Source organism: Paenibacillus sp. EKM206P, from assembly GCF_011066155.1.
Taxonomy (GTDB): domain Bacteria; phylum Bacillota; class Bacilli; order Paenibacillales; family Paenibacillaceae; genus Paenibacillus; species Paenibacillus polymyxa_D.
Genome location: NZ_JAAMNQ010000015.1, coordinates 54799 through 79905, shown reverse-complemented (window position 1 = coordinate 79905; position 25107 = coordinate 54799). Strand labels below are relative to the sequence as shown.

Sequence of the window (25107 nt, the reverse complement as noted above, 5' to 3'; positions counted from 1 at the left end):
TAGATGCGGACTGTTATAAAAGAGGGCTGGGCGCTGGTGCGCATACGATTCTATATCGTTATCATTTTATTTCTGTATCGACTACTGTGGGGGGTGTTTCTCTATCGACTGGTGCAGTCTGCCGTTATCCCGCTATTGCTCCGTTATCCTGATCAGGGTCAAAACGAGCTGGGACAGACCTTGTTTTGGATGGAGAGCCAGATTGCTCTGATGGACAGCCGGGAAGTACATGTGTATTTGTGGATACTACTAGGGGCGACTGTACTACGCATACTAATCACTCCCTTCATTAGAGCCGGAATATATCAAAGCCTGCATACCGATGCGACTGAGCCGCAAAGCCTGTCCTTTTTCAAAGGTATGAAACGCCATGGCATGTCGTCGCTGTTGTATTACATCATCGAGTTGGGACTGCTGCTGATTCCCGCCTTTTGGGTAGTACCGAGACTCTACCCTATTGTAGCAGGTACGCTTCAATCTCCCTCTTACCTGCTGCACTTGTTGCCCTATGCCATGGGATGGATGGCATACGGATGGTTCATTCGGCAGTGCATCCTGTATATGCAACTAGGCACTGTCGGTGGTCACGCCATACTATCGTCCCTGCTCGCCTTCTTTCGCCAGCTTCTCCCAGCTGTCGGTATATCCCTTTTGCTCGGTGCTTGTGTGCTGCTGGTCTTCGGTCTATTTGGCACCGTGGCAATGATTTGGACTGGCATGCTCGCGCTCATTCTCCAACAATCGTATCATTTTGTTACTAGTCTGGTCAGGCTGTGGCATATCAGTTCGCAGTACAGACTATGGCATACCGATATCTCCAGTAGAAGCTAAGCCCTTCCTTTATGTTAATCACTTCATTTCCGTCTGTCGAAAAAACTTTATGCATAACCGCGCAAACGGCACATAACTGAATACTGTTAACAAGATCTGTTCCTGGGACATTAGGAGCAGATTTTTTTTGTAACTTTTTGCAATGAAACATTTGCCAAAGCCAGCCGACTTTGTTACAATAATCGCAGTGAACTGATAGTAACAACTTTGTAATCTTTATTGTAACCTTTATCTCAAAAATATCGTTATTGTGAATACTGCTCTCCAAGGTGCACATCTTAAGTAAAGCCTAATTCCTGGCACCTAGGAAGCGGGGGAACCAGTTTGGGTGAATTGATCTCGCAACAGAGTGGTCATAGGGGAACCTTCTACCGAATCCTTAAGCTAACCTCGCAGGCATTGGAAGGGGTATATTTTTTTTGAAGAAGAAGCTAACGATCGCAGCTATGAGTCTTGCCATTGCCTTTACATCTTTTACATTCGGTGGCGGCAGTGCATTTGCAGACTCCAAGATGGACCAGGTCATCCAAGATGCCAAAGGAACGAACTACAGAAGCGGAGGCACTACACTCGAGGGATTCGATTGCTCCGGCTTCACAATGTATGTATTCAACAAACTGGGAATTAAACTTCCGCATCAATCTGGATCACAATTCAAAATGGGATCTTCTGTATCCCGCGATGAAATGAGGCCTGGGGACCTGGTGTTCTTCAACACCACAGGAAGAGGCATTTCCCATGTAGGTATCTTCGTAGGTGAAGGGAAATTTGCCCACTCCTCGACTTCACGTGGTGTAGTAGTTAGCTCACTGAACGAAAATTATTACGCTAACCGCTATGTCGGTGCAAAAAGAATTATGAGCACAGACGCTTACCATTCTGTAGCTTCAGATATTCCTGATGACGACAACGTAGAATAACTAACGCACAGCAAGCTAACTCTAGCCGCAATTTGATTCTGCCGGAATCGAATTGCGGCTTTTTATGTCCACAACATCAGCAATGATTATCTTTACTGACGAACTGACACCTCAAAAGGTTTCAATTTTAGCGAACATCGTCGGTTTTACCGTCACCGCTGGGGGAGCATATGAGCAGTAATTCCTTCTTATTGAATGTATACCCGTCTTGGGTATAAAATAAACACGCTTGCTATTCCCCTGCAACTTGTCTACAATCTGTTGTTAATGATTGAAGCACCTGTAAAAGGAGGATGGAACACATGCCGGCCTCAATATCCAACTATCGGATCGTACCGATGGACGAGCATCAAGCGGCTGCAATCTGTGAGTGGCGCTATGATCCACCTTATAACATATACGGTTGGCTCCCCTGGGAACAAATGAAGGCGCTTGAGGTCGAATTTGGAAGTCCCACGCTTCGCCAAGAGCAATATGTTGCCGTACTGGATGAAGAGAACAAGCTGATGGGATTTGCTCAATATTTTCCTATGATCGGTGTGACCCGGCTAGGTCTTGGCATGCATCCTGAAAGATGCGGACATGGCAAAGGCTCTGATTTTGTCCGTGCCATTGCAGAGGAAGCCCAACGACGCAACCCGAAGAATGAAATTGATCTAGAGGTGCTTACTTGGAATGGGCGCGCTATCCGGGCCTACAAGGCGGCTGGATTTGAGCTTACAGATACCTATGAACGCCAGACCCCCGACGGGAAGAAACCATTTTATTGTATGGTATATCGTCCCGAGCACCCAACCCAGGTTCTATGATAAAAGCGCCTTCGGCATACAACCACGATGTTGTATAGCGAAGGCGCTTTTATCATCATACGACAGATCATTACAAGCTCAATGACTGCTACGCATTTTTTCAAAAGCTTCATTATATTGTTGGGCTTCCTTAATATCCACGGCCATAATACCGCCATCGTCCCAAGAGGTCAAACGCAGAGTCACGGTCTTGTAATCAATCGTAATAAATGGATGATGATTGAATGCTTCAGATATAGCGGCAACTTCATCCACGAATGCAATCCCTTTCATAAAACTGGAAAAATTATATTTCCGAACGATCCAACGTCCTTCCTCCAGCTCCCAGCCCTCCAGTTTCTCCAGATGTGCTTCAATCTCTTCTTGTGTAAAAGGCATGTTACGAACTCCTCCCCGTTTATACGGAAGCCTTTCGACCGCTTAAATACGGCCAAAACTACGATATATTGGTGTACATATTACCACGGCCCCGTTGATAAATCCATAAGACGGACCTCAAATCAAAGGGACTGACGTCAGCTCCTCGTCCCCAATCAGTACATAGATACGATGCTGCTCCGGCTCATAGATCACAACGCCACTCCCTACAGTGATTGTGGGCTCTGTACCCAGTGCATAAAATAAGTCTTCTGCCAAAGCTTCATTGACTTCCTGACGTCCCGCCGGGTCCAGCCTGTCCCAATCTTCTGCTTCCATCTCAAAAAATTCATAGCTATCTGGGATGCGCCCCACAGCCTCTGTCAAATCGTTCAAAATTTGTTCATACTCACGTCCATGCTTTACTCCCATGCCATTTCCTCCAATGGTTCCGCCATTCAATACATAATCACCTTATTATACCGGAAATTCGCACTTAACAAAAAAGAGAGTTTTGTCGATAAATACTATAATCCGTCTTGTAATGACGCGCTTGGGGCAAGGACGACCCCGGCGGCATGAAAGGATTCAAAATCTATTCTCATGGATGAGGTGTATCATGCAAATTTCAACCATTATTGGACTTGTGCTCGGGATTTTGTCACTGGTCGTCGGGATGATCTTAAAAGGCGCTCCGGTCGTCAATCTGGTCAATAATCCCGCTGCTTACATGATTATTTTCGTCGGAACGGCAGCGAGTATATTTATGGCCTTCCCGATGGCAGAAATCAAACGGATTCCGAAGCTGTTCAAGGTTATTTTCACCGAACAAAAACTGTTAGACCGCAAAGAGCTCATCGGTACGTTTACCGAGTGGGCATCCATTACCCGTCGTGAAGGTCTGCTCGCCTTGGAATCCAAGGTAGAGGAAATCGACGATCCCTTTATGCGTGGCGGCATGCGAATGATTATTGACGGCAATGATCAGGAATTCGTACGGGACGTTCTAATGGAGGATATCAATGCCACCGAGGATCGACATCGCTCTGGCGCGCTGATCTTCTCCCAAGCCGGTATGTACGCTCCAACGCTCGGGGTACTCGGTGCGGTTGTAGGTCTGATCGCCGCTCTGGCCGACCTTAGTGACATGGAAAAGCTCTCTCATGCCATTGCAGCAGCCTTCATTGCGACGTTGCTCGGTATTTTTACAGGTTATGTCCTGTGGCATCCGATGTCCAACAAGCTGAAACGGTTATCCAAAAAAGAAGTCGAGCTTAAATTAATGATGGTCGAAGGTCTGCTTTCCATTCAATCGGGGATATCGACGATCGCCATCAGTCAGAAACTGACGATCTTCCTGACTCCGACCGAACGGGCTACGATGACCCAGAAGGATGGCGATTCCAGTGAGTAAAAAGAGACATGAACCGCATGAAGAGCATGCTGACGAAAGCTGGCTGTTGCCATATTCCGACTTAATGACCCTTCTGTTGGCTCTTTTCATTGTCTTATTCGGTATGAGCTCGCTCGACGCCAAAAAATTTGAAACTATGGCTCAATCCCTGAGTGCAGCTTTTAATGGCGGCACTGGCGTGCTGGATCACTCAGCCGCGAATCCGTCGTCACAATCCATGGATATGGGCAAAAATAAAGAACAAGTGTCACAACCCGTAAAATCGAAAGCTACTTCTACCTCTGAACTGCAAAAACAGCTGGCCCAACGGGAAGAAGAAGATTTAAAAAAGCTTAAAAAACAGATGGATCAATACATTCAAAATAACGGCCTGACCCCGTTGCTGAATACCAAGCTAAACCAATCGCAACTAATGATCACCATTAGTGATAATGCCTTGTTTTCATCCGGGCAGGCCGAAGTAAAGCCGGAAGCAAGAAAGCTGGCCAAGTCCATTTCTAGTATGCTCCAGCAGTTCCCTGGCTATGATGTTATCGTATCGGGTCACACGGATAATGTACCGATCTCCAACAGCCAGTTCCCGTCCAATTTTGATTTGAGCGCCAAGCGCTCTCTGAATTTCTTGCGTATCTTGTTGCTCAATCCAGATCTCGACCCAACCAAGTTTGTATCCATCGGTTATGGCCAGTATCGTCCATTGGCAAGCAATCAAGATGGTCAAGGACGCTCTAAAAACCGTCGTGTTGAAATATCTGTTCTCCGCAAATATCAGAACGGGACACAAGTCATCAGTCCTACCTCAAGCTCGAGTGAAGGTTGATTATGCATATGTTATATGAACAAAGGCACCGCCGCATTTTTATGCAGCTGGTGCCTCTTTGTTTAGTGCTTCCTGTACTTTGCCCTTTCAGATACGACGATCATACGCTCTAGGCTATACGAGCCCCTCTGGCATTAGCTAAGCGTATAATCGAGCATCTGACCAAGCTCCAGCTTCTCAGCCTCTGTCAGATCACGCCAGGCACCTTTCTGAAGTGACCCCAACCGAATATTCATGATTCGCAGCCTTTGCAGTTTTTTAACTTCATAACCGAAGGCTGCACACATACGCCGGATCTGACGATTTTTCCCTTCAGTCAGGATAATACGGAATACATACTCAGATACACGCGTCACCTCACAAGGTAGCGTCCGCTGACCGAGTATTTTCACCCCGCTAGACATGCCCTGCACAAAAGAAGGTACGACAGGGCGGTCCACTGTTACAATATATTCTTTCTCATGCTTGCCCTCTGCCCGTAGAATCTTATTCACAATGTCTCCATCGTTGGTAAGTAAAATGAGACCTTCCGAATCCTTATCCAGGCGTCCAATCGGGAATATCCGCTGCGGGTGCCCCACAAAATCAACAACATTGCCCCTAATGTGGCTCTCCGTTGTACTTGTAATGCCCACCGGTTTGTTCAATGCAATATAGACGTGATCAGACTTATCGCGCAGTGGCTTGCCGTTCACGCGAACATCATCGCCTTCTTCCGCTTGACTACCCAGCACAGCCACTTCGCCGTTAATCGTCACGCGACCGCTCTCTACCAGCTTGTCTGCCTCCCGGCGCGAGCAAAAACCGGTTTCGCTGATAAACTTGTTAATGCGCAACCTGTGTACCCTCCATTTCTACTAACACACTTCCTCCTGCGCCCCAGCCCGTTACTCCGGCTTGGCAATCGGAAGCTGCACCAGGGCTGTCGTTCCCTCTCCCTCTGTGCTTTCAATATCCAGTGTGCCTTTATGACTCTGTATAATACGCTGGCTGACCATAAGTCCTAGTCCTGTACCTGTTTCTTTGTTTGTGAAAAAAGGTTCTCCCAACTTGGACAGCATTTCTGCGGGAATACCCGCTCCCTGGTCCCGTATGAAGATTTTAACGTTTTCTCCCTCCAAGAACAAATGAATCGTGATGATGCCACCTTTACTCATAGCCTCCATGCTATTTTTAAGTAAATTAATGAATACCTGTTTTAACTGATTTTCTTCGGCGTATACCAAGGCAGGCTCGTCCGTGACCTGAAGATTGAATACAATGCCCAGCAGATGCGCCTGACTATCTAGTAAAGAAACCACGTCGCTCACAATATAGCGAACATCTTTTTTCTGAAAATGCACTGCCTGTGGCTTCGCCAGTATTAAAAACTCGCTAACGATCAAATTAATGCGATCCAGCTCAGACATCATAATATCATTGTGTTTCATATTCAACACTTGATTTTGCTGCTGTAGTTGGAGAAAGCCACGTAGCGTGGTTAGCGGATTACGAATCTCATGCGCTACGCCTGCCGCCAGTTGCCCAACAGTTGTCAGTTTCTCTGATCTGCGCAACAACTCCTCCATCCGGTTGCGACCCGTGATATCACGCGACACGCAGATAAACCCCAAAATCTGGCCTTCTTCATCCAGAATAGGCGATGTGCTCATACTAATCTCTACTGTACTTCCATCCTTCCGCATTCTAAGGGACTCACTTGATACGATGCTCTCTCCCTGAAGCAAGCTCTTCTTCTGAAATTCATACTCCTCCTGTTGCTGCGGAGGTACAAATTCCAGCTTACGACCAACCAATTCCTTCTTGGTCCAGCCGTACAAAGCTTCGAAGGCATGATTGACCCGAACGACACGATCCTCCTCGTCGGTTACATGAATCGCATCTGCTGTCTGATTAATAACCGATTCTAGATGCTCCTTTACAGAACGGTTCTCTTCATACATCTGTTCGAGTCTTCTCGTATACATCCCCAAATTGTAGGCCATCGCATTGATGCGCTCACCCAACTGTGCAAGCTCATGACCACCTTTTATTTCTAGCCGTGTATCAAAATGACCGTCAGCCATCTCGTTCACTTTCCCCAGAATCGACTGAATTGGGCGGACAAACAGACTTGCCAGCACATAGCTTCCAATGATCACAACCTCCAAAAGGACAATGGAAATGGCAATTAAGCTTATCAATTGTTTGGAAATAACAGAAGTGATCGTATCATAATTCATAACAATACGGATAACATAGGCATCACGGTTAGCCGGATAAAAAGGTATGTAACTGACGAGAACCCGCTCACCTTTAATATAGCAGTCTTGTACAATACTCTCCCCCGAGAGGATAGCTCTGGACACGGCCAAACGATCTTCCTGCACTCTTGTTAGTTGATACGTGCCGAATTGGATCGGTTTATTGTACATGTAATAGTATTTCGAATCGTTCCCGTTCTTGTCCATCGAAGCGCCACCAAAGGTTGCGGGGTTAATTCCTGTAATCTCCATGATGCGATAATCCACTTGTTGGGTTTGCTTTACGATCTCATCGGGGCTCAGGATGGTTATGAAATTTTGTACTGAAGTATCCTGAAAGGAAATTCGAATTAAGTAGTTACGTTTTTGATCATAATAAAATCCCCATTTGTTAATATTTGAGGAGTCTGAACCGGTGTAGTCAAATGACCCGGTCCAAAAATGATCCAGTTTCTGACCTTGCACCATTGCAGCCTGTCCGTGCTCATATAATTGGTCAACTGCATTTTTCCAATATCCTGTCAATGGATCGGATGGCGTTACTTCTTTAGGATCCGAGGATTTAACAACCTTATACCCCTGCCCGTCTCGAATCATCAAAGAAATATTAGTATCTCTGTGGAGTGAGGCCACCTTTTGAAGCTGTTCCTGCTGAATATTTCGAATGTCAGGATCGAGCTGATTGGCAGCTAACGTGGCAGAAAGCCACAGATTATATCCGAGCTGTTTGTCAACGGCCTCCCAGCTATGTTGGGTTTGTTCGATAGCTCCTCCGATAATTTTAGCCGTCAGAACCATTTTAGTTTCACTGTCACTTCTTAGGTTTTCGTGGGTCGTGTAATAATTGAGTGCGATGTTTAATAAAAGGATAAACAGGACGGACCCCGACAAAATGATCGTTATTCTGATTTTTATCGACACACTGATTTCTCACCTCTTGCCGTATGCTGGCGATTACTGGGAATTGCTAACTCAATGATACCGTAATAGCGCCTGTGATACCAGCATTTACATGTACCGGATATACATAAATACACACCTTGTGTACAGTATTGTCAATAGACGAGGGTTTGCCTACAATATAAGAAGATAATCATCCACAGGTAGTCCACAAATACACAGATTTTATTATAAACTGTGGATAAACCTGTGGACAAGTGCCGTGTTATCCACAATTTTATTCACATCATGTTAACAACGGAATATTTGTTCGTTGGATAATTCCGCGTTTTGAAAGGAGCATTTTCCTAGTGACCACCATGGATCACGCCTATTGGATGAAAGAAGCCATTCAGGAAGCGTATAAGGCAGAAACGTTAGGTGAAGTCCCTATCGGGGCTGTCATCGTAAAAGATAATGAAATCATCGGTCGCGGCTACAATTTGCGCGAGACGGATGCTGACCCAACTGCACATGCAGAGATGGTCGCCATTCGTCAGGCCAGTGAGCACTTAGGTGCCTGGCGCCTGCTGGATTGTAGGCTGTATGTCACTCTGGAGCCGTGTCCAATGTGCGCCGGAGCCATTGTGCAATCACGGGTTCCCCATTTGATATACGGCACTACAGATCCCAAGGCAGGCTGCGCAGGCACGCTGATGAATTTATTACAGGAGCCTCGGTTCAATCATTGTACAGAAGTAACTAGTGGTGTACTGCAGGAGGAATGTGCATCGCTGCTAACGAGCTTCTTTCGGCATCTCCGGCAAAAAAGAGCGGCAGCCAAATTGTCTCCTCCCTCGTCTTCATTCTGAGGAGACACAGTCCAAAATACCTCATCTCATTGCTAATTCCCCATGGAAGGAGATCACCCCATGCCTATGAGCTTGTATAATACGCCTCAAGGTATCTTTTTACGGCCATTTAGCTTGGCGGATAGCGAAGCCCTTCTCGCCCTTAGGCACCGAAATAGGGATTCCCATGCGCCTTATGAGCCGCTTTACGAGGATTCATTTTTCACATTAGAGAAACAACAGGACTACATCCGTCAGAAATTGCGGCAAGCCGAAGAAGATCGAGGTTACGTATTCGGTATCTTTCTCTTAAAGGAAGAACGGCTCATCGGTTATATCTCCATTTCCAATCTAGTACGTGGAGTTGGACAATTCGCTGATATCGGCTACATGATGGATCATCATGAACAGGGTAAAGGGCATATGACCGCTGCCTTAAAGTTAATCATACAATATGCCTTTCGTGCCTTATCTCTACATCGTCTCCAAGCGGGTACTCTTTTGCATAATGATCGCTCACAACGTGTATTAGAAAAATGTGGCTTTCGACCAGAAGGCATTGCTCGCAAGCTTGTACAGATTCAGGGCACATGGCAGGATCACCAGATGTTTGGACTTTTAGCCGAGGATGACGTGTGGCAGAGCTAAATGACTGTACAGGGACAACATTAAAAGTAAACAAAAAACCGCTCGGCATAAGCCGGGCGGTTTTCTTACAATCATGTTATCCCATACTTAAGGAGCAACAGTTTGCATTTTTTGTTGCAGTTGTTCCATCGTCAGGACTTGATCAGCTGTTGGAATACCTACTTTAAATGCTGCTTTAGCATTGATTTTGTTGTATTGCGTGTAGCCTGTTACAGACAATTTTACATTGTCTTTTGTAGCCGGATCATTCATCTCTACATTCGCATTCAGGTCTTGATACACAGGAATGTTATCCTTGTTCAAAGCTGTGTTAATGTCAAACTGCTTCACTGTCAAGTAGTTTTTCAACTCATCCAGCTTTTTGCTAACTTCACTGGTGTTAGATTGCAGTTCTTTCTTCGCTTCAGCCAGCTCTTCCTTCTTCACTTGAAGCATGCTAGCATATTCGTCCTTAGACATTATATCAAGGACTTTAGGAAGCGCCTTAGTGATAAATGTATTGGTTGCTTGCTTCACGTTGTCGTTCGTTATTTTAAACTGAACTACTTGTTTAGCTTCAACGCCTTGTGGCAACTTAGCGTCTTTAGGATCAATATCAAAGAAGTACGTAGCTTGATCATACTCGTTCATAATAGCAGCGATCACTTCATTCGCAAATTTCTGCGATTTTTCTTGATCCATAGCTGCAGGGTTAAATTCTTGTCCCGATTGTTTAGCCAGTTCTTGTGGATCAATGATCAGGAATTTACCTACAACATCCTGTGGAAGCGGGTAAAATGGAATATTAGGAATTTTAACGTACAGTTTATCTTTAGTCATCACCATTGGAATCGTGAAGCTGGTGGAAAGATCACCTTTCAAATGAATGCCGAGCGTCATTTCAGATTGGAAAGGTTCTTTTTGATATACACCATCCAGCGTAATATCAGCATTTTTCAGCATACTGGTTATCATTGCACTTTGTTCACTTGGTAAAGTAGCAGATGAAATTGTCAGATCCTTAACGGTAAATTGACTTTTGGATTCATAAGAATTCAACTTCATTGCATTTGCAGTACCGGTCGTAACTGCTTCCTTCGGTTCTAACTTCTTGCTACAACCTACCAGGGCTACCGTCAAAAGCAACACCATAGTGAGTACCAAGACGGATAACTTTTTACTCATTGTGTAGATTCTCTCCTCTCGTAATTAACCCCTTTTTTTATGCTAACAAAAAAATACACACCTCCTATTTTAACTCATATTCTCAAACAGCGAAACACTTATTGGAAAATTTTCTTACAATAAGCACAAAGACACCCTGGTTCTCCTAACCAGGGTGTACTATCGATGCAATATATTTTTAGGAGAAAGGTCTTCCTGCTTATGAACCTTCTCTGTTATGATGATCCACGTGATTCCGCTGTTTCACCTTCTTGGAACCGGATAACGGCTCCTGCTGATGACTACGCTCACGCTTTTCGTTACTTCCACCAGAATCCTGTGCTTCGGGGACAGGAATGGCTTTAGGCTTGCCCATTTATGCATCCTCCATTCTCAGTCTATATTTGTGGTACATCAACAAATCCGTTTATTACCATTTAAAATAGGACTATAGATGGTGTAGATCTTCCGTTTTATCGTGATTTAGTGAATCCTGATGACGGCGATCATTACGATCCTGCTGCACTTGCTGTGCCTGATGACTATTAACTGGACGTTGCTCCAAATCATCAACAATGTTAGACAGGTTTTTATCCAGTCCGTTTTTGGCTTTTGTCATGTAGTCTTCCTCCTCATTCCTTCATGACCTACGAGTGCGTCAATGACTGTAATGTTTGGGCACATTGGTGAATATGCCGAGTATAATCGGACACTAACTGCTGAATGATATCTGTTCGTTCATCCACAGACTGTCCGTCCCGTTCTACATCGACTAAGCTAACCTGTACTTCCCGAGAGTCTACATAAGTACATGCAAAATCAAAGGAGTACATTTGCCGGCCTTCTACCTCGATATGGATTCGTATAGCCCGGTTGTCGGCTTCATCTGCTTGTACTTGTGATTTGTCCCCTGAATTCAAAAGAATCGGCAGTTGTTCCTGCCAGGCCTCTACCAGCTTTTGCTGATCTACTGTCATTTCTCGATTCATGCCAGCACCTCCACATCTGATAACGTGTGAAAAAAACGAGCTTTTTATACAACAAAAAAGCCATTCCCCACGATTCCTGATCATTGGCGTATAAAGGCCAATGTACCAGCTATCGTATTCGAATGGCTTGGTTTATTTAGAATATGGCGGAGAGGATGGGATTCGAACCCATGTGGAGTTGCCCCCTAACGGTTTTCAAGACCGCCCCGTTATGACCGCTTCGGTACCTCTCCAGGTGGTAAATGGATAAAGCTGCTTCCCCTTTAAACATACTCAGGCGCAACAAAATTATTTTACCACAGAACTTCTAAGAATGCAACACTTACTGTTTAGGAGCGATAACCTCAATGCCTCGCATGTATGAACGTAGCACTTCTGGGATCACGATGCTTCCGTCCTCTTGCTGATAGTTCTCCAAAATAGCAGCCACCGTCCGCCCTACAGCCAAACCTGAACCGTTCAGCGTATGTACAAATTCAGGCTTTGCCTTCGAATCTGGACGAAACCGGATGTTCGCACGACGCGCTTGGAAGTCTTCCGTATTTGAACAAGAAGAAATCTCGCGGTACATGCCACTCTCAGGCAACCATACTTCCAGATCGTACGTTTTGGCAGACGTAAAGCCCATATCTCCAGTGCAAAGTGCCAGCACGCGATATGGAAGTCCGAGCAGTTGTAGAACACGCTCAGCGTTATTCGTCATTTTCTCCAATTCTTCATAAGAGGTATCCGGGTGAACCAGCTTAAGCATCTCTACCTTATTGAACTGATGCTGGCGGATCAGGCCACGTGTATCACGTCCTGCTGATCCTGCCTCCGAGCGAAAGCAAGAGCTGTATGCCACATAATATTTCGGAAGCTGTTCCGCATTCATAATCTCTTCACGGTGGTAGTTCGTTACCGGAACTTCGGCCGTAGGAATAAGATAATACTCCGTATCACGCAGCTTGAACAAATCTTCTTCAAACTTCGGAAGTTGACCCGTTCCATACAAGCTGTCCCGATTTACAATGTATGGAGGAAGCATTTCTTCATAACCATGCTCACTGCTGTGCAGATCCATCATAAAGTTAATCAGCGCGCGCTCTAATCTTGCTCCCAGTCCTTTGTAGAACGTAAAACGAGAACCTGTTACCTTGGCTGCTGCCTCAAAATCAAGAATGTCTAGATCCTGAGCCAATTCCCAATGCGCTTTGGGTGTAAAAGAAAACTCGCGCGGCTCCGACCAGCGACGGATTTCTACATTATCCTCTTCCGATGCACCTACAGGTACTGTTTCATTAGGAATATTCGGAATAGACATCACCAATTCGTCGATCTGAACTTCCAGTTCGCGTACTTGCTCATCTAATTCTTTGATACGATCGGAGACTTGACGCATTTCTGCAATAAGATCATCCGCATTTTCCTTGTTCTTCTTCAACTTGGCTACTTCACCGGATACCACGTTCCGACGATTTTTGAGCCCTTCACTTTCCTGAAGTAACTCACGACGGCTTACATCCAGATCTGTAAAACCATTAATCAGATCCAGAGATTTTCCCCTGTTCTGCAAAGCTTTCTCAACCCTACCAAGCTCATTACGTAAAATCTTTATATCTAACACAGGTAATCCCTCCTACACTACAAACCTGACTTTCACTATTCGCGGACCATATCCACAAAATATTGATGTAACCGGTAATCGTCTGTTAACTCCGGATGGAAGGATGAAGCCAGCAAATGACCCTGACGGGCTGCCACGATCTCGCCGTTATACTCAGACAGCACATCTACTCCCGTTCCAACAGACTGTATTAATGGTGCACGTATAAATACAGCACGAACCGGTTCCTCAATCCCTTTAATGTTCAAGTCTGTTTCAAAGCTTTCTCTTTGGCGACCAAATGCATTACGCGATACTGTAATATCCATGAGTCCCAAATGTGCTTCTTCCTGTCCTTGAATCGTTTTAGCCAGTACAATCAATCCCGCGCAAGTGCCAAATACAGGTTTGCCTTGATTGGAAAACTGACGTATAGCCTCTATAAAATCATACTTGCGCATTAGCTTACCAATAGTGGTGCTTTCACCACCGGGAATGATAAGACCGGACAGCTCATCGAGCTGTTCGATCTTCTTCACCGCTATACCTTCCGCACCCGCACGTTCAACGCTTCGTATATGTTCAGCTACAGCGCCTTGCAGCGACAATACACCTATTTTCATGCCGGTCCCTTCTTTCTTACCAACCACGATCCTGCATGCGCTCATGCGGTGCCAGTTTGGAAATTTCAATGCCTTTCATAGGAGTTCCCAAATTCTTGGAAACTTCTGCGATCAGCTTGTAATCCGTATAATGAGTGGTCGCTTCCACGATTGCCCGTGCAAACTTCTCAGGGCTATCCGACTTGAAAATACCAGAACCTACAAAGACGCCATCAGCGCCTAAATGCATCATTAACGCGGCATCAGCAGGTGTTGCTACACCACCCGCTGCAAAGTTAACCACTGGCAGCTTGCCAAGCTCATGCACTTCTAACAGCAGTTCATATGCAACACCGAGGTTTTTCGCTTCTGCATACAGCTCGTCCTTCGACAAGTTTTGCACCTTGCGAATTTGACCATTGATAAAACGCATATGACGAACGGCCTCAACAATATTCCCAGTTCCCGGTTCACCCTTCGTACGGATCATAGATGCACCCTCACCAATGCGACGCAGCGCTTCTCCCAGATCCTTGGCTCCACAAACAAATGGAACGGTGAACTCCCGCTTATCAATATGGAAAACTTCATCCGCAGGTGTCAATACTTCGCTCTCATCGAGATAGTCAACACCGAGAGATTCCAGTACCTTTGCCTCTACAAAGTGACCGATGCGAGCCTTAGCCATAACAGGAATAGAAACAACCTTCATAACTTCTTCCACAATCGTTGGGTCAGCCATACGAGCAACCCCACCAGCTGCACGGATATCCGAAGGTACCCGTTCAAGAGCCATTACAGCTGTAGCTCCTGCTGCCTCTGCAATTTTAGCCTGCTCAGCGTTCATGACATCCATGATTACGCCACCTTTTTGCATCTCTGCCATACCTCTTTTTACACGCGAAGTTCCCGTTTCCATGTCGTTGCCTCCTGTAAGGGTTACGTTTAGATTCTAACTAAATATTTTACCGCACCAATGCCAAATACACAATCATTTCAAGCTGCAAAATAAGTAATGAAAAACAAGGTAGGTCGCTTAGCTTTGCTTATTTAGAAGAGATTCTTAATTCCTTGGAACATATCTCCGAAGAAATCACCGATTGCCCGGAAAAGCATTCGGAACCAGCCGCCCTCTTCTACTGCTGTCGTAGTAACCAGATCAACGGTTTTCGTCTGCCCTTTATCCACACCGTCTGTCTTGTACGTGTACGTAATGGTTCCGACTTTGGCCCCTTGCTTCAAAGGTGCTACAAGAGAGCTTGCTGGTGTAATGTTCGTTGTAAAGGTTACCTTGGGATTGCTCGCACCCTTGGGTACGATAAAACTTACTGCATCTTTTGTAACGATCGGCACTTCTGTTTCCGTACCTTTGGTCACTGGCACATTCTCAACACCCTTAACCACCGTCTTTGGGGCAATAACCTGCTTCACTTCAAAATTATCAAAACCATAGTTCAGCACTTTAGCTGTCTCTGTAAAACGGTGTGCATCTGAATCAGCTCCCATAACTACACTGATGAGACGCATTCCATTGCGTTCAGCGGTTCCTGTAAAACAGTTGCCAGCATTGGCCGTATGGCCTGTTTTCATCCCGTCTAAACCTGGGTAAGCAAACTTTCTAAAGTTAGTAATATTTTTGTTTGCTTCCAGCATCCAGTTATAGTTAATAATCGGCGCCTTGTCAGTAGGACGGAATTTGTAAGATTGAATTGTCGTGAATCGTGTGTAATCCGGATGATCTTTAATGATGTAACCAGCCAGAGTAGCTGCATCTCTCGCTGTCATCACCGTTTCCCGGTCTGTATCCGGCTGGAAGCCTTTCGGCATATCACCACGGTCCAAACCAGTCGAGTTGATAAAATACGTATTTTTCATGCCCATTTTCTGAGCTGTTTCATTCATTAGTTTTACAAAATCCTGCTCAGTTCCGGATACGCGTTCAGCAAGGGCTACTGTTGCATCATTAGCAGAACCTACCGCCATGGCAATATAAAGCTCTTCTACCGTATGTTGATCCCCTTGAGCCAAAAAAATACGTGATCCAATGCTCTTAGAAGCATTCTCGTTAACCGTAACCTTATCCGTCCACTTGAGTTTACCTTGCTTAACCTGTTCAGCCACGATGTATTCTGTCATCATTTTAGTCATACTTGCTGGTGGAAGTGGCTCATCTGGATTCATAGACAGCAATACTTGCCCCGTGGAAGGCTCGATCAAAATGGCAGAACGTAGTGCCAGACTAGGGGGGTTAATAGAACCTGTCCCCGTAATATTGGTTGCCTGTGTTGCCGCTCCAGCTGCAAAAGTAGCCACGCTCGGATCGAAATTGCCTACAACAGGCAATGCCGACATATACATCATATTGAGCACCATGACTGCAGTCACGCTCTTTTTAATCATGCTGCGTTTTGTATTTTGCTTTAAATTGTTCGCTTTCAAATGAATACAAACTCCTCTCGTACCTCAACCCGATCCGTTATGTACAACGAGACGGTGGTTACAGCCTCTACTTGGCCAATGTAATTAATGTTTTAGTGTTAAAATCCAGTTTCATTTCGTTTTATTTTGCTTTCTTAGTTGTATCCTGTCATGAGCATTTTCTGCTCAAATCTTCTTCACTGGTAGGAATCATCCAAAAGACCTACGTGTCCTAATTCATCAATAATTTCGTTATAAAGGCGGACACTTGTCTATTCTATCACAGGGGTATCTCTAAAAAAAGACAGGCAGAGCGAAATACGCTCTGCCTGTCGTCAAGTCTACTACAGCCGAACTTTATAGAGAGTAGTTTGGTGCTTCTTTCGTAATTTGCACATCATGCGGATGGCTCTCACGCAGACCAGCGCCTGTAATACGGATAAAGCTTGTATCGTTACGAAGCTCCTCAATATTAGCTGTACCACAATAACCCATACCGGAACGGAGACCGCCCAATAGCTGATGAACAGTGTCGGAAAGTGGTCCTTTATAAGCAACGCGTCCTTCGATGCCTTCCGGTACCAATTTCTTGTCGTCATCTTGAAAATAACGATCTTTACTACCTTGCTTCATCGCAGCCATAGAGCCCATACCGCGATATACTTTGAAGCGGCGTCCTTGGTAAATTTCAGATTCGCCCGGGCTTTCTTCCGTACCTGCAAAAAGACTTCCCAGCATTACCGCAGAAGCGCCTGCCGCAATGGCCTTTGTAATTTCACCGGAGTATTTAATACCGCCGTCTGCAATAATCGGAATATTATATTCACGTGCTACTGTTGCACAATCATAAATTGCTGTTACTTGTGGAACACCTATCCCTGCGATTACGCGTGTTGTACAGATGGAGCCTGGACCAATACCGACTTTTACGACCGATGCTCCTGCTTCAATCAATTCGCGCGTTCCGTCTCCAGTAGCTACATTACCTGCTACAATCGTCAGATCAGGATAAGCTTCACGCAGCTTGCGGACCGCTTCAATGATGTTAATATGATGGCCGTGAGCAGAGTCCACAACAATCATATCCACACCCGCTTTTACAAGTGCTTCAGTCCGATCAAATGTATCCTTGGAAATACCAACAGCCGCACCGACCAGAAGACGACCTTGTGCATCTTTCGCTGCGTTCGGAAATTGAATAGCTTTCTCAATATCTTTAATGGTGATAAGACCTTTGAGATAATTTTCATCATCGACCAAAGGGAGCTTTTCAATCTTATGCTTTTGCAAAATGACTTCCGCTTCCTGTAAAGTCGTACCTACAGGTGCAGTTACCAGTTCTTCCTTCGTCATGACTTCACTGATTTTAAGGTTAAAATCGTGAATAAAGCGAAGATCACGGTTAGTAATAATACCCACCAGTTTGTTTTCTTCGTTTACAACAGGTACACCAGAAATACGGTATTTACCCATAACTGCTTCAGCATCAGATACCAAATGATCCGGAGTCAATGAGAATGGATTGGTGATAACACCGCTCTCAGAACGTTTAACCCGATCCACCTCTACCGCTTGCTGTTCAATCGACATATTTTTATGAATAATACCGATACCGCCCTCACGAGCCATCGCGATTGCCAACACTGCCTCAGTAACAGTATCCATACCAGCACTCATTAAAGGAATATTCAGCTTTACGTTATCACTCAAACGTGTCGCCACGCTTACTTCTTTGGGCAGAACCACCGACTTGCGAGGTACCAGCAAAACATCGTCAAAGGTAAGGCCTTCCTTACCGAATTTATCTTCCCACACCAAGATGATCCTCCTTCAAATTGTTTAGTCTGTATTGGTCTTGTTGTCTGTCCGACATGGACAAATCAAGGCTCTCTGAAAATATATTATTGCAATCTTAGCTCAATCGTATCAAAAACGCAAATCAAAATAAATACCCATACATCGGGCTTTTTCCCAATCGTATCAGAATAAAAAGCCAGAGTAAGTACGAATAATATTTCTACTGTGGGTACATTGTGGGGAGACATTAAAAAAGACACCTGAATTTGAAGGCGTCTTTTTCCGTTCTATAACATCATTTTTAAATCTACATTATAATAGGAAGCGATTAGTACAGCTATGGATAACGGGACAAGGTCGGGGTTCCCTTCATAGAACTCAAGTTCGCGCGGCGAGATGCCTATATCCATGGCCGCTGACTCTCGGGATACCCCTTTGCAAGCTCTTAGTTTTATTAGGTAATCTTGGCTGTCTGACAATGACTTCAACCCCTTCAATTATCTTTACTGCTTGTACAATAAAATGTATACTCACGTTGAATCAATTTCTTGTGGGACAATTTTGGCTATCCTGGCAGGGATGCCAACCCACATTAAACGCCTCTCTTTTGGGAGGCGTTTTTTTCATTCACTCCCCGTACCAAGAACGAAAGCCCCTGTTATTCTAAATTCTTGAATCTCTTATCCTTTTTATACCAACATCGCATTATGACGTAAAGGGGAATGGTGTCGTCTCATGTCGAATCGATTTGCGCCATCCTAGGGTAGATTGATATTGACAATAGAGATAAAGTATGATAAATAAACCCGACCATTGGCCGGGTTTATTTATTTTTTAAGTATTTTTTTCAAAGCTCTGTGCTTTGGTTTGGAGATAGGACACGTATAATTCGTGTCTTTAAAAGTCACTATGATGCCAAAACTATGTTCTTCAAATCCGGCTACCCTGGATACATTAATGAGGTGACCCGGCGTGGCTGGGTATAGGTAGGGAAATGCCCCCTGACACTGGCGTATGGTAAGAGCAACCACGTAAAATCCACTTGAATGATAGAAACGCGGTACGTGATAATTTTTTTTGGGGTCCCACATGTCCATATAGCAAACGTCCCTAGCAGGAAAAAGGCCTGCTTTAGAATTACACACGCCCATGATAAACCGTTGATCAGTTGGCCGCTTCTGTGCAGCTTCTATTAGTTCGGTCAATATAACTGAGTTGAGTTTATTAACACTGGTATACATATCAGTTCCCCTAAAAAAAACCTTACCGCCATAATCACCAGTTTCCCCTCTGGAGACATTTTTAAGATTAACCAAATTCCCTGTATCCAGACTAAGGAAATCGGGGAATCCAACAGCGAATTCCCCGTGTGTTGTAGGTGCTGTATAATTACCGCAATTTGTGATAAAAAGCGGTATTTCATAATTTGATTTAGGTATCCATCTTTCAACAGCTATTAGGTCGCTTTCGAAAAATGAATACCTATTTCCAAAGTCCCCACTTGGAAGTATCTCGGGTGCAAAAATTTCTCTGTTTTCCATATGAGTATGTTCATTTCTTTTTTAGTTCTTTTTTAGTTCTTGTGGTACAGGCATTGCGCCTACTAATGTTTTTTCTGATCTAGAAGATTTTTCTGCATCGTTAACTAACAATTTAGATACAAGACGCGCGATACTCTTTTTCATGGTTGCTCACCTCCCTTCCTTGGTAGAAGTAGAATAGCTTGAGCCGTGAAAGATAGAGCAATTACAGGGGATTGGAATATAAAATTAGTGATTACGACAGCTAACGAAATCCATTTTAAATATGGGTCTAATCCCGAAGGATTAAGGTCCTCAGATTTGCGCGGAGCCACCCATAAGACCACTAAAGCTGTTATGGATGTAAACAAGATTGTGCCATCGTGTCCAAGATGTATTAGAGGTATACTAGCGAAAAGCGTTGCAGAAAATACAGCACAGAATGTCAATGATCGGAAATGAAACCCGCCCGAGAACTTTCTAAGTGCTACAAAACTGAAAAAAGCCAAAAGGGCATTTAAAATATCACCCAGTACCCATCCAAATAGCACTGTAAGCATTAACCCCGTAAACCAATTAAGCTTAATCCCTATTACGTATGCTAAGACCGCAACACTGCCGGGGCCATCAGGATCAGCTTTCTTTATTTCTGATGCGATATGCCTCGATAGCTTTTCGAGCATCCTCGTAATCGCTCCTCTTTGAAAAGTAGTACGAAAGTCCAAAAGTGAATATAGACACCAGCAATATTGCAAGCGGATTTAAATAATACAACAGTATTACTCCCAAACTTATCGTTATTGTCGAAAACAGGGTACTTGTTAAGACCATTTTATTTTCTGTTGTATTGTAGTCTTCTCTCCAGATGAAATCATGGGGAGGCGCTGATATGAAAGAAAATCCCGTTTTGTATAGCTTGAAAATTGCGGCAATAAGGTAAGTAGTGAGTATAGAAGTTCCTTGCAACAAAAACACTTGCAGAGAGGCGTTTTCCTTTAATACAGTTATCTGCATTATATTAAGGAAGCTATATACATAAAAAATTAACATTTGTAAAGTGGCATAGGCACTTATGGCAGACCCCAATATAAAAGCAGACCAATGTAATTTTATTTTTAGAGAAAGTCTATAAAATATTACAAACAGACCATACTGCAAAGGTAAGTCAAATTTAGGTATGTTCAGTACAATCCTCATCAAAAAGGATACAAGAGAAATAACCACAGCAAAAAGGATAATCTTATACTTGTAGTCTTTTATGGGGAGCATGTACAAAGCTAAAGGGAACACAAGAATAGCCAGTGCATCAAAGACACCCATAATTAAATAGAAAAAATTAGTTAACACCATACACCACCCTATAGTTAAGTTACCTTAATTATATAGCGGTGTATTGGGTAATCAAGGTATTTTATGCATTTACCGAAATAATATCCTCCAGCTTAATCCAACTATAATCGTCTTCGCTACGAGATAGCTTTATCTCGCGTCTAGCAGTGTTTACGGAAGTGACCGCGCCTGTCATAGCTGAATCATCAAACGGGTCGAAAATAGATATGGTGACCTCAGTACGACGATTGTAGGAGTCAATTAGCGCCTTCTCAATTAAGCGTATTTCCTGCTCGTCCAGCTCCGGCTTATTGCGGCGCTGCTGTTCTCTCATTAGACGCAAATAACCCTCTTTATGCTCAGGTAGGATGATCCGACTACTTTCCCATAAACCATTTTCTTCCAACTTTTTACCCAACATAACCGCCTCCTGTTTAAGATATGTATTCATTATAAAGAGAACAAACGTTCCCGACAATAGAACGAAATATAGAAAAATATCCCTAATACTGATAGACTATAAAAAAAACACGAGGTGAACCAACCGATGTCAGTTTTGTTTAAAAAAATATGCCTTTCAATATTTACAGTCTTCTTCGTTTGCTCGATTATAATCCCCCACGCATCCGCGCAGAAACCTTACGAGAATTTTAATACTGTAGGTAATTGGACACTGGGCTCTGCCTTTTCGGACTTACAGCCACAGCTCAAGAACATGAAAATTGAGACAGAGTATTATCAAATCGCATACAGTGGGGATGTTGCTTTCTTTGACGACAATCAATATCTCCACTTCCACAACGGAATTCTTGAATATGTAAGTGTTTATCAAAAGGGAAAAGGTATCAAAAACAAATTTGTGGTGGGCGATACAGCAAAAAGAGTCATCGAAAAACTAGGAAATCCATTAACTAAAATGAACGCATCCGAATCTATTTATTATTCTTATGGTACTGATTATACTGATCCTGAGCTAACGGTAGAGATTAAGAACGGAAAAGTTTTTTCTGTCCAACTCGAAAAAGTTACTGAGGGTTTCCCTGATGAAAATAGGGCAGTCCAGTTTTATCTGAACAAAAATAAAAATAAAATTAATTTCATGAAATGAATGAACCCCGGAGAAATCCGGGGTTTTAGTATTCCGTATAGTATCTGTTTACAGCTCCAGGTGGCGTTGTCGGTGTGGAAATCTTCGGGTCCCTGTCCCATCCTTCAATAATGACGATATGCCGTGTGTCCAATTTGTTTTCCCACAAGATATAATTATCCTTTTCAAGAGCCAGCAGCCCCGCCTTTATGTCCTCTGTGCGCCTTCCTGTCTTTATCTCCAGTTCCTTCATGGTTGGTAGTCGGCGGCGACCTGCTGAATAATTGTAGAGTATCCGTAGCAGCTTGCGCTCGATATCAGGTAACATGTCGATCACTCCTCTGCAACTATTATATGCAAACAAGCGTTCGTCATTCAACATAAAAAAATGCTCCGCTGGCAGTCTAATTGCCAGTGGAGCTAGTACTTTCTTTGGCACTTACGGGCTTAAAATAAACACTCCTACAGAGTGCCACTACATCTCAATCCGCATTTACAATGCGGAAATCAAGTTCAATTCAAACACTCACATAGAGTGCAGCTTTACGGTTAGGTTACAAAATATTTTGAGTTTACTTACTTTGCAGTAGGGTAATCTTTAACACCTAGTCTTTCCTTCAACGCGTGTTGCAACACCTTTGTACTCTCCAATACTTACCGCCTCACTACTACACAAATGAGCGTTATAATTAATTTGAGGTGGTCTATTTGTTTATTTCTCCAATGTTACTTGAAACAGCGGCTGCCCCCTTTTCGGATTCACGCTATATCTTCGAACCGAAAATAGACGGCCACCGCTTAATATATTCGCAACAGAACGGCAATGTACGCTTATTCACGCGCCATAACAACGACTGCACACACCAATACCCGGAACTGTTACTTCCCTTTGATGACGACATTATCCTGGATGGCGAGGTAGCCTGTTACGATCCAGCCACAGGGTTAGTTGATTTTGAATCAATCATGACACGTTTTAAGGCCAAGAAATCAGAAAAAATCCAGCAGTTAACCAACACACTCCCCGTTACTTTTGTTATTTTCGACATGCTCCACTATAAAGGACAAGATCTTCAGGATTTGCCCTTAATGCAACGCAAAGAAATTTTGGCTAGTCTCACCTTGCCGAGTGATCGCTTCGGTATGATCCCGTTTGTAGAAGGCGCAGGAGATGCTCTGTTTAAACAAATGCAGGATCTAAAACTAGAAGGTATGGTGGGAAAAAGGAAGGACAGCAAGTACTATAACCGTCGACATAGCGCATGGCAGAAGGTCATTAACTGGTCCTATGCAGACGTATTTATAACAGGTTATCGCAAAGGGGAATTCGGATGGCTTGCAGGCGTACCGAATGCGAGTGGTAAAATTCGTCCATCCGGTATCATTGAGCTGGGAGCAACGCCGACACACAAGAAGGCGTTTTATGGTGTGTCTAAAGCGCTGATAACCGGGGAGGATCGCGAGTATGTTTATGTGGAGCCACGTATAAGAGCTCGCGTAAAGATGCGTAACTGGACTAAGAATGGTCTTTTAAGGAGTCCGGTGTTCACTGAGTTTATCGTATAGCAAGAGCGCTCCGTTACCTTCATGGTCGACGGGGCTTTTTTATACTCTTAATCTACTCCCATACTATTTTTGCTCACTTTTTGTTCGTATTTTGTTCGGTTTACTTAGTAAACCTTACGTGTTATACTTAAATCACATCAAGGGAAGAACGTACATATCCAATAATCCGGGATAAACCGGATGCGGTTGAAAGGATAGATTATACAATGAAGACATGGACGCGCGAAGGTTACGAAGTTGTAGAAGTTGATTTTGATCACGATCTCCACCAATTTGAGGTTGTGCAAGACGGAGAAACACTGTTCACCATCACACCAGCAGACTTAGAAAACCAAGCACAGATTATCACTGACCTTGATTCTGGCGAGGATGTGAACGGCTGGGATGATGGCAACGGAAACACAATCTACGTCGAAAAAAAGTAACGCCGCCCCTTGAGTATGTTAATGCTGCTTGGTTATCTCGTCACCGGGAAACTACCAAGCAGAGCGTCGGCAAATCCGCAAGGAGCGCATTGAAAGACGGGTACAGAGGTTCCTTCCCCCGTCCAGATGCGTTAGTCGAGGGGCGCCCACTTTGGCTCAAAAGTCGATTCGGAATTGAGTCATGATACAAATAGGCGACAGATTCGAAATGTTAACGGTGAGGGGCAAGCGGGATGGAGGCATGTGGGACTGTATTTGTGACTGTGGTAATCCTTCCGTTGCTTCCACTACCCAACTTAATTACAAGACCAAAAAATCATGCGGGTGCTTGCGTCAAAAATCCCCGCCTAATTTGGTACACATCACTGGTAATAGATACGGAATGCTCACGGTTATCGAACGTGCCGGACGCACCGGACGCGACAATGCTATGTGGTTATGCCGCTGCGACTGCGGCAAAGAGATACCAGTAAACGGCACAACCCTCCGCCGGGGCCAAGCGGTTTCCTGTGGTTGCCAACGGATCGACCAAGCCCGTAATGCACGGGAGATTTTACGAACGGAAAAAACGGTCGATGGAGTTCCCCTTCCCCTATTAACTAAAAAAGTTCGGTCTGATAGTCAGACAGGACATAAAGGGATCTATAAACGGTTTAGGAAAGGCCGCGAATATTACGAAATAAATATAACGGTAAAAGGCAAGAGAATGTATGCTTCCGCTGTAACACTGGAGGCTGCGATAGAGAAAAGAAAGCAATTAGAAGAAAGGTACCATAAACCACTAATAGATAAACACAAAAAATCCCCGCCGACCAGTTAAGGTTAGCGGGGATTTGCTTTACTTACGTTTAAGCTCCTCCTTGTTGATCGTTAA

General features: G+C 44.2%; 30 protein-coding genes, 1 tRNA gene and 1 riboswitch. Of the genes, 11 read left to right on the top strand and 20 right to left on the bottom strand.

Annotated elements, in window-relative coordinates:
* Positions 1-3 precede the first annotated feature (3 nt).
* The 3 genes from G9G53_RS23025 to G9G53_RS23015 all read left to right on the top strand — a co-directional run bounded on the left by G9G53_RS23025 (position 4) and on the right by G9G53_RS23015 (position 2560).
* Positions 4-831, top strand: a complete 828-nt coding sequence (locus G9G53_RS23025; protein ID WP_029514937.1) for a hypothetical protein — start codon at positions 4-6, stop codon at positions 829-831.
* Between the two features lie 276 nt (positions 832-1107).
* Positions 1108-1245, top strand: a riboswitch (cyclic di-AMP (ydaO/yuaA leader).
* Between the two features lie 5 nt (positions 1246-1250).
* Positions 1251-1751, top strand: coding sequence for a C40 family peptidase (locus G9G53_RS23020; protein ID WP_029514939.1), 501 nt, complete (start codon positions 1251-1253; stop codon positions 1749-1751).
* Positions 1752-2053: 302 nt separating this feature from the next.
* A complete protein-coding gene (locus tag G9G53_RS23015; RefSeq protein WP_029514941.1) occupies positions 2054-2560 on the top strand; it encodes a GNAT family N-acetyltransferase in 507 nt (168 codons plus the stop codon).
* A 78-nt stretch (positions 2561-2638) separates the two neighbouring features.
* Here G9G53_RS23015 and G9G53_RS23010 read toward each other — a convergent pair whose 3' ends face one another.
* Together G9G53_RS23010 and G9G53_RS23005 are read right to left on the bottom strand one after the other, a co-directional pair.
* Complete coding sequence (locus G9G53_RS23010) at positions 2639-2938, bottom strand: 4a-hydroxytetrahydrobiopterin dehydratase (protein WP_007428083.1); 300 nt, start codon at positions 2936-2938, stop codon at positions 2639-2641.
* A gap of 117 nt (positions 2939-3055) precedes the next feature.
* Positions 3056-3349, bottom strand: a complete 294-nt coding sequence (locus G9G53_RS23005) for a hypothetical protein (RefSeq protein WP_013308186.1) — start codon at positions 3347-3349, stop codon at positions 3056-3058.
* A 187-nt stretch (positions 3350-3536) separates the two neighbouring features.
* Here G9G53_RS23005 and motA point away from each other — a divergent pair, with 187 nt between their 5' ends.
* Positions 3537-4331: a flagellar motor stator protein MotA gene (motA, locus tag G9G53_RS23000; protein ID WP_029514943.1), complete on the top strand. Its 795-nt coding sequence runs from the start codon at positions 3537-3539 to the stop codon at positions 4329-4331.
* Positions 4324-5151 (top strand): flagellar motor protein MotB, encoded by an 828-nt coding sequence (locus tag G9G53_RS22995; RefSeq protein WP_029514945.1) that lies wholly within the window; start codon positions 4324-4326, stop codon positions 5149-5151. The genes motA and G9G53_RS22995 overlap by 8 nt, the downstream gene beginning before the upstream one ends.
* A gap of 134 nt (positions 5152-5285) precedes the next feature.
* Here G9G53_RS22995 and rluF read toward each other — a convergent pair whose 3' ends face one another.
* Positions 5286-5987, bottom strand: a complete 702-nt coding sequence (gene rluF / locus G9G53_RS22990; RefSeq protein WP_029514947.1) for a 23S rRNA pseudouridine(2604) synthase RluF — start codon at positions 5985-5987, stop codon at positions 5286-5288.
* Between the two features lie 51 nt (positions 5988-6038).
* Positions 6039-8315, bottom strand: a complete 2277-nt coding sequence (locus G9G53_RS22985) for a PAS domain S-box protein (RefSeq protein WP_165150532.1) — start codon at positions 8313-8315, stop codon at positions 6039-6041.
* A 329-nt stretch (positions 8316-8644) separates the two neighbouring features.
* Between G9G53_RS22985 and tadA the strand changes: the two genes are divergently transcribed.
* Together tadA and G9G53_RS22975 are read left to right on the top strand one after the other, a co-directional pair.
* A complete protein-coding gene (gene tadA / locus G9G53_RS22980; protein WP_029514951.1) occupies positions 8645-9145 on the top strand; it encodes a tRNA adenosine(34) deaminase TadA in 501 nt (166 codons plus the stop codon).
* A 60-nt stretch (positions 9146-9205) separates the two neighbouring features.
* A complete protein-coding gene (locus G9G53_RS22975; RefSeq protein ID WP_069011492.1) occupies positions 9206-9772 on the top strand; it encodes a GNAT family N-acetyltransferase in 567 nt (188 codons plus the stop codon).
* An 87-nt stretch (positions 9773-9859) separates the two neighbouring features.
* Here the strand turns inward: G9G53_RS22975 and G9G53_RS22970 are convergent, their stop codons facing one another.
* The 15 genes from G9G53_RS22970 to G9G53_RS22905 form a co-directional block, all read right to left on the bottom strand.
* A complete protein-coding gene (locus G9G53_RS22970; RefSeq protein ID WP_165150530.1) occupies positions 9860-10936 on the bottom strand; it encodes a hypothetical protein in 1077 nt (358 codons plus the stop codon).
* Positions 10937-11135: 199 nt separating this feature from the next.
* Positions 11136-11291, bottom strand: a complete 156-nt coding sequence (locus tag G9G53_RS22965; protein ID WP_029514956.1) for a small acid-soluble spore protein P — start codon at positions 11289-11291, stop codon at positions 11136-11138.
* 72 nt (positions 11292-11363) lie between these two features.
* Positions 11364-11534: a hypothetical protein gene (locus tag G9G53_RS22960; protein ID WP_007428073.1), complete on the bottom strand. Its 171-nt coding sequence runs from the start codon at positions 11532-11534 to the stop codon at positions 11364-11366.
* A 28-nt stretch (positions 11535-11562) separates the two neighbouring features.
* Complete coding sequence (locus G9G53_RS22955; RefSeq protein ID WP_029514958.1) at positions 11563-11904, bottom strand: hypothetical protein; 342 nt, start codon at positions 11902-11904, stop codon at positions 11563-11565.
* A 144-nt stretch (positions 11905-12048) separates the two neighbouring features.
* Positions 12049-12137: transfer RNA gene (locus G9G53_RS22950), tRNA-Ser, on the bottom strand.
* A gap of 89 nt (positions 12138-12226) precedes the next feature.
* Positions 12227-13510 carry a serine--tRNA ligase gene (serS, locus tag G9G53_RS22945; protein WP_025720034.1) on the bottom strand — a complete coding sequence of 428 codons (1284 nt, stop codon included), beginning with the start codon at positions 13508-13510 and terminating at the stop codon, positions 12227-12229.
* Between the two features lie 35 nt (positions 13511-13545).
* Positions 13546-14112 (bottom strand): pyridoxal 5'-phosphate synthase glutaminase subunit PdxT, encoded by a 567-nt coding sequence (gene pdxT / locus G9G53_RS22940; RefSeq protein WP_029514961.1) that lies wholly within the window; start codon positions 14110-14112, stop codon positions 13546-13548.
* A 16-nt stretch (positions 14113-14128) separates the two neighbouring features.
* The gene (pdxS, locus tag G9G53_RS22935; RefSeq protein ID WP_025720037.1) at positions 14129-15010 is read right to left on the bottom strand and encodes a pyridoxal 5'-phosphate synthase lyase subunit PdxS; all 882 of its coding nucleotides are present in this window, start codon (positions 15008-15010) and stop codon (positions 14129-14131) included.
* Between the two features lie 131 nt (positions 15011-15141).
* Positions 15142-16530 (bottom strand): D-alanyl-D-alanine carboxypeptidase family protein, encoded by a 1389-nt coding sequence (locus G9G53_RS22930; RefSeq protein ID WP_165150528.1) that lies wholly within the window; start codon positions 16528-16530, stop codon positions 15142-15144.
* Positions 16531-16866: 336 nt separating this feature from the next.
* Positions 16867-18324: an IMP dehydrogenase gene (guaB, locus tag G9G53_RS22925; protein ID WP_013308172.1), complete on the bottom strand. Its 1458-nt coding sequence runs from the start codon at positions 18322-18324 to the stop codon at positions 16867-16869.
* 809 nt (positions 18325-19133) lie between these two features.
* Positions 19134-19847: a hypothetical protein gene (locus G9G53_RS22920; protein WP_165150526.1), complete on the bottom strand. Its 714-nt coding sequence runs from the start codon at positions 19845-19847 to the stop codon at positions 19134-19136.
* A gap of 21 nt (positions 19848-19868) precedes the next feature.
* Positions 19869-19991, bottom strand: coding sequence for a hypothetical protein (locus G9G53_RS26770; protein WP_274597676.1), 123 nt, complete (start codon positions 19989-19991; stop codon positions 19869-19871).
* Entirely contained in the window at positions 19988-20509 is a 522-nt protein-coding gene (locus G9G53_RS26955) for an accessory gene regulator ArgB-like protein (RefSeq protein WP_165150524.1), read from the bottom strand. The genes G9G53_RS26770 and G9G53_RS26955 overlap by 4 nt, the downstream gene beginning before the upstream one ends.
* Entirely contained in the window at positions 20460-21176 is a 717-nt protein-coding gene (locus G9G53_RS22910) for a hypothetical protein (RefSeq protein WP_238796289.1), read from the bottom strand. Before G9G53_RS22910 ends, G9G53_RS26955 begins: the two co-directional genes overlap by 50 nt.
* 61 nt (positions 21177-21237) lie before the next feature.
* Complete coding sequence (locus G9G53_RS22905; protein WP_165150568.1) at positions 21238-21573, bottom strand: YolD-like family protein; 336 nt, start codon at positions 21571-21573, stop codon at positions 21238-21240.
* A gap of 129 nt (positions 21574-21702) precedes the next feature.
* Here G9G53_RS22905 and G9G53_RS22900 point away from each other — a divergent pair, with 129 nt between their 5' ends.
* Entirely contained in the window at positions 21703-22263 is a 561-nt protein-coding gene (locus G9G53_RS22900) for a hypothetical protein (RefSeq protein WP_165150520.1), read from the top strand.
* A gap of 25 nt (positions 22264-22288) precedes the next feature.
* On the opposite strand, the gene G9G53_RS22895 is transcribed toward G9G53_RS22900, so the two are convergent.
* A complete protein-coding gene (locus G9G53_RS22895) occupies positions 22289-22570 on the bottom strand; it encodes a hypothetical protein (protein WP_165150518.1) in 282 nt (93 codons plus the stop codon).
* A gap of 380 nt (positions 22571-22950) precedes the next feature.
* Between G9G53_RS22895 and G9G53_RS22890 the strand changes: the two genes are divergently transcribed.
* From G9G53_RS22890 to G9G53_RS22880, 3 genes are all read left to right on the top strand, one after another.
* Entirely contained in the window at positions 22951-23808 is an 858-nt protein-coding gene (locus tag G9G53_RS22890; RefSeq protein ID WP_165150516.1) for an ATP-dependent DNA ligase, read from the top strand.
* Between the two features lie 206 nt (positions 23809-24014).
* Positions 24015-24233, top strand: a complete 219-nt coding sequence (locus G9G53_RS22885; RefSeq protein WP_149032588.1) for a hypothetical protein — start codon at positions 24015-24017, stop codon at positions 24231-24233.
* 208 nt (positions 24234-24441) lie between these two features.
* Complete coding sequence (locus tag G9G53_RS22880) at positions 24442-25053, top strand: hypothetical protein (protein ID WP_165150514.1); 612 nt, start codon at positions 24442-24444, stop codon at positions 25051-25053.
* The last annotated feature ends 54 nt before the right edge of the window (positions 25054-25107 follow it).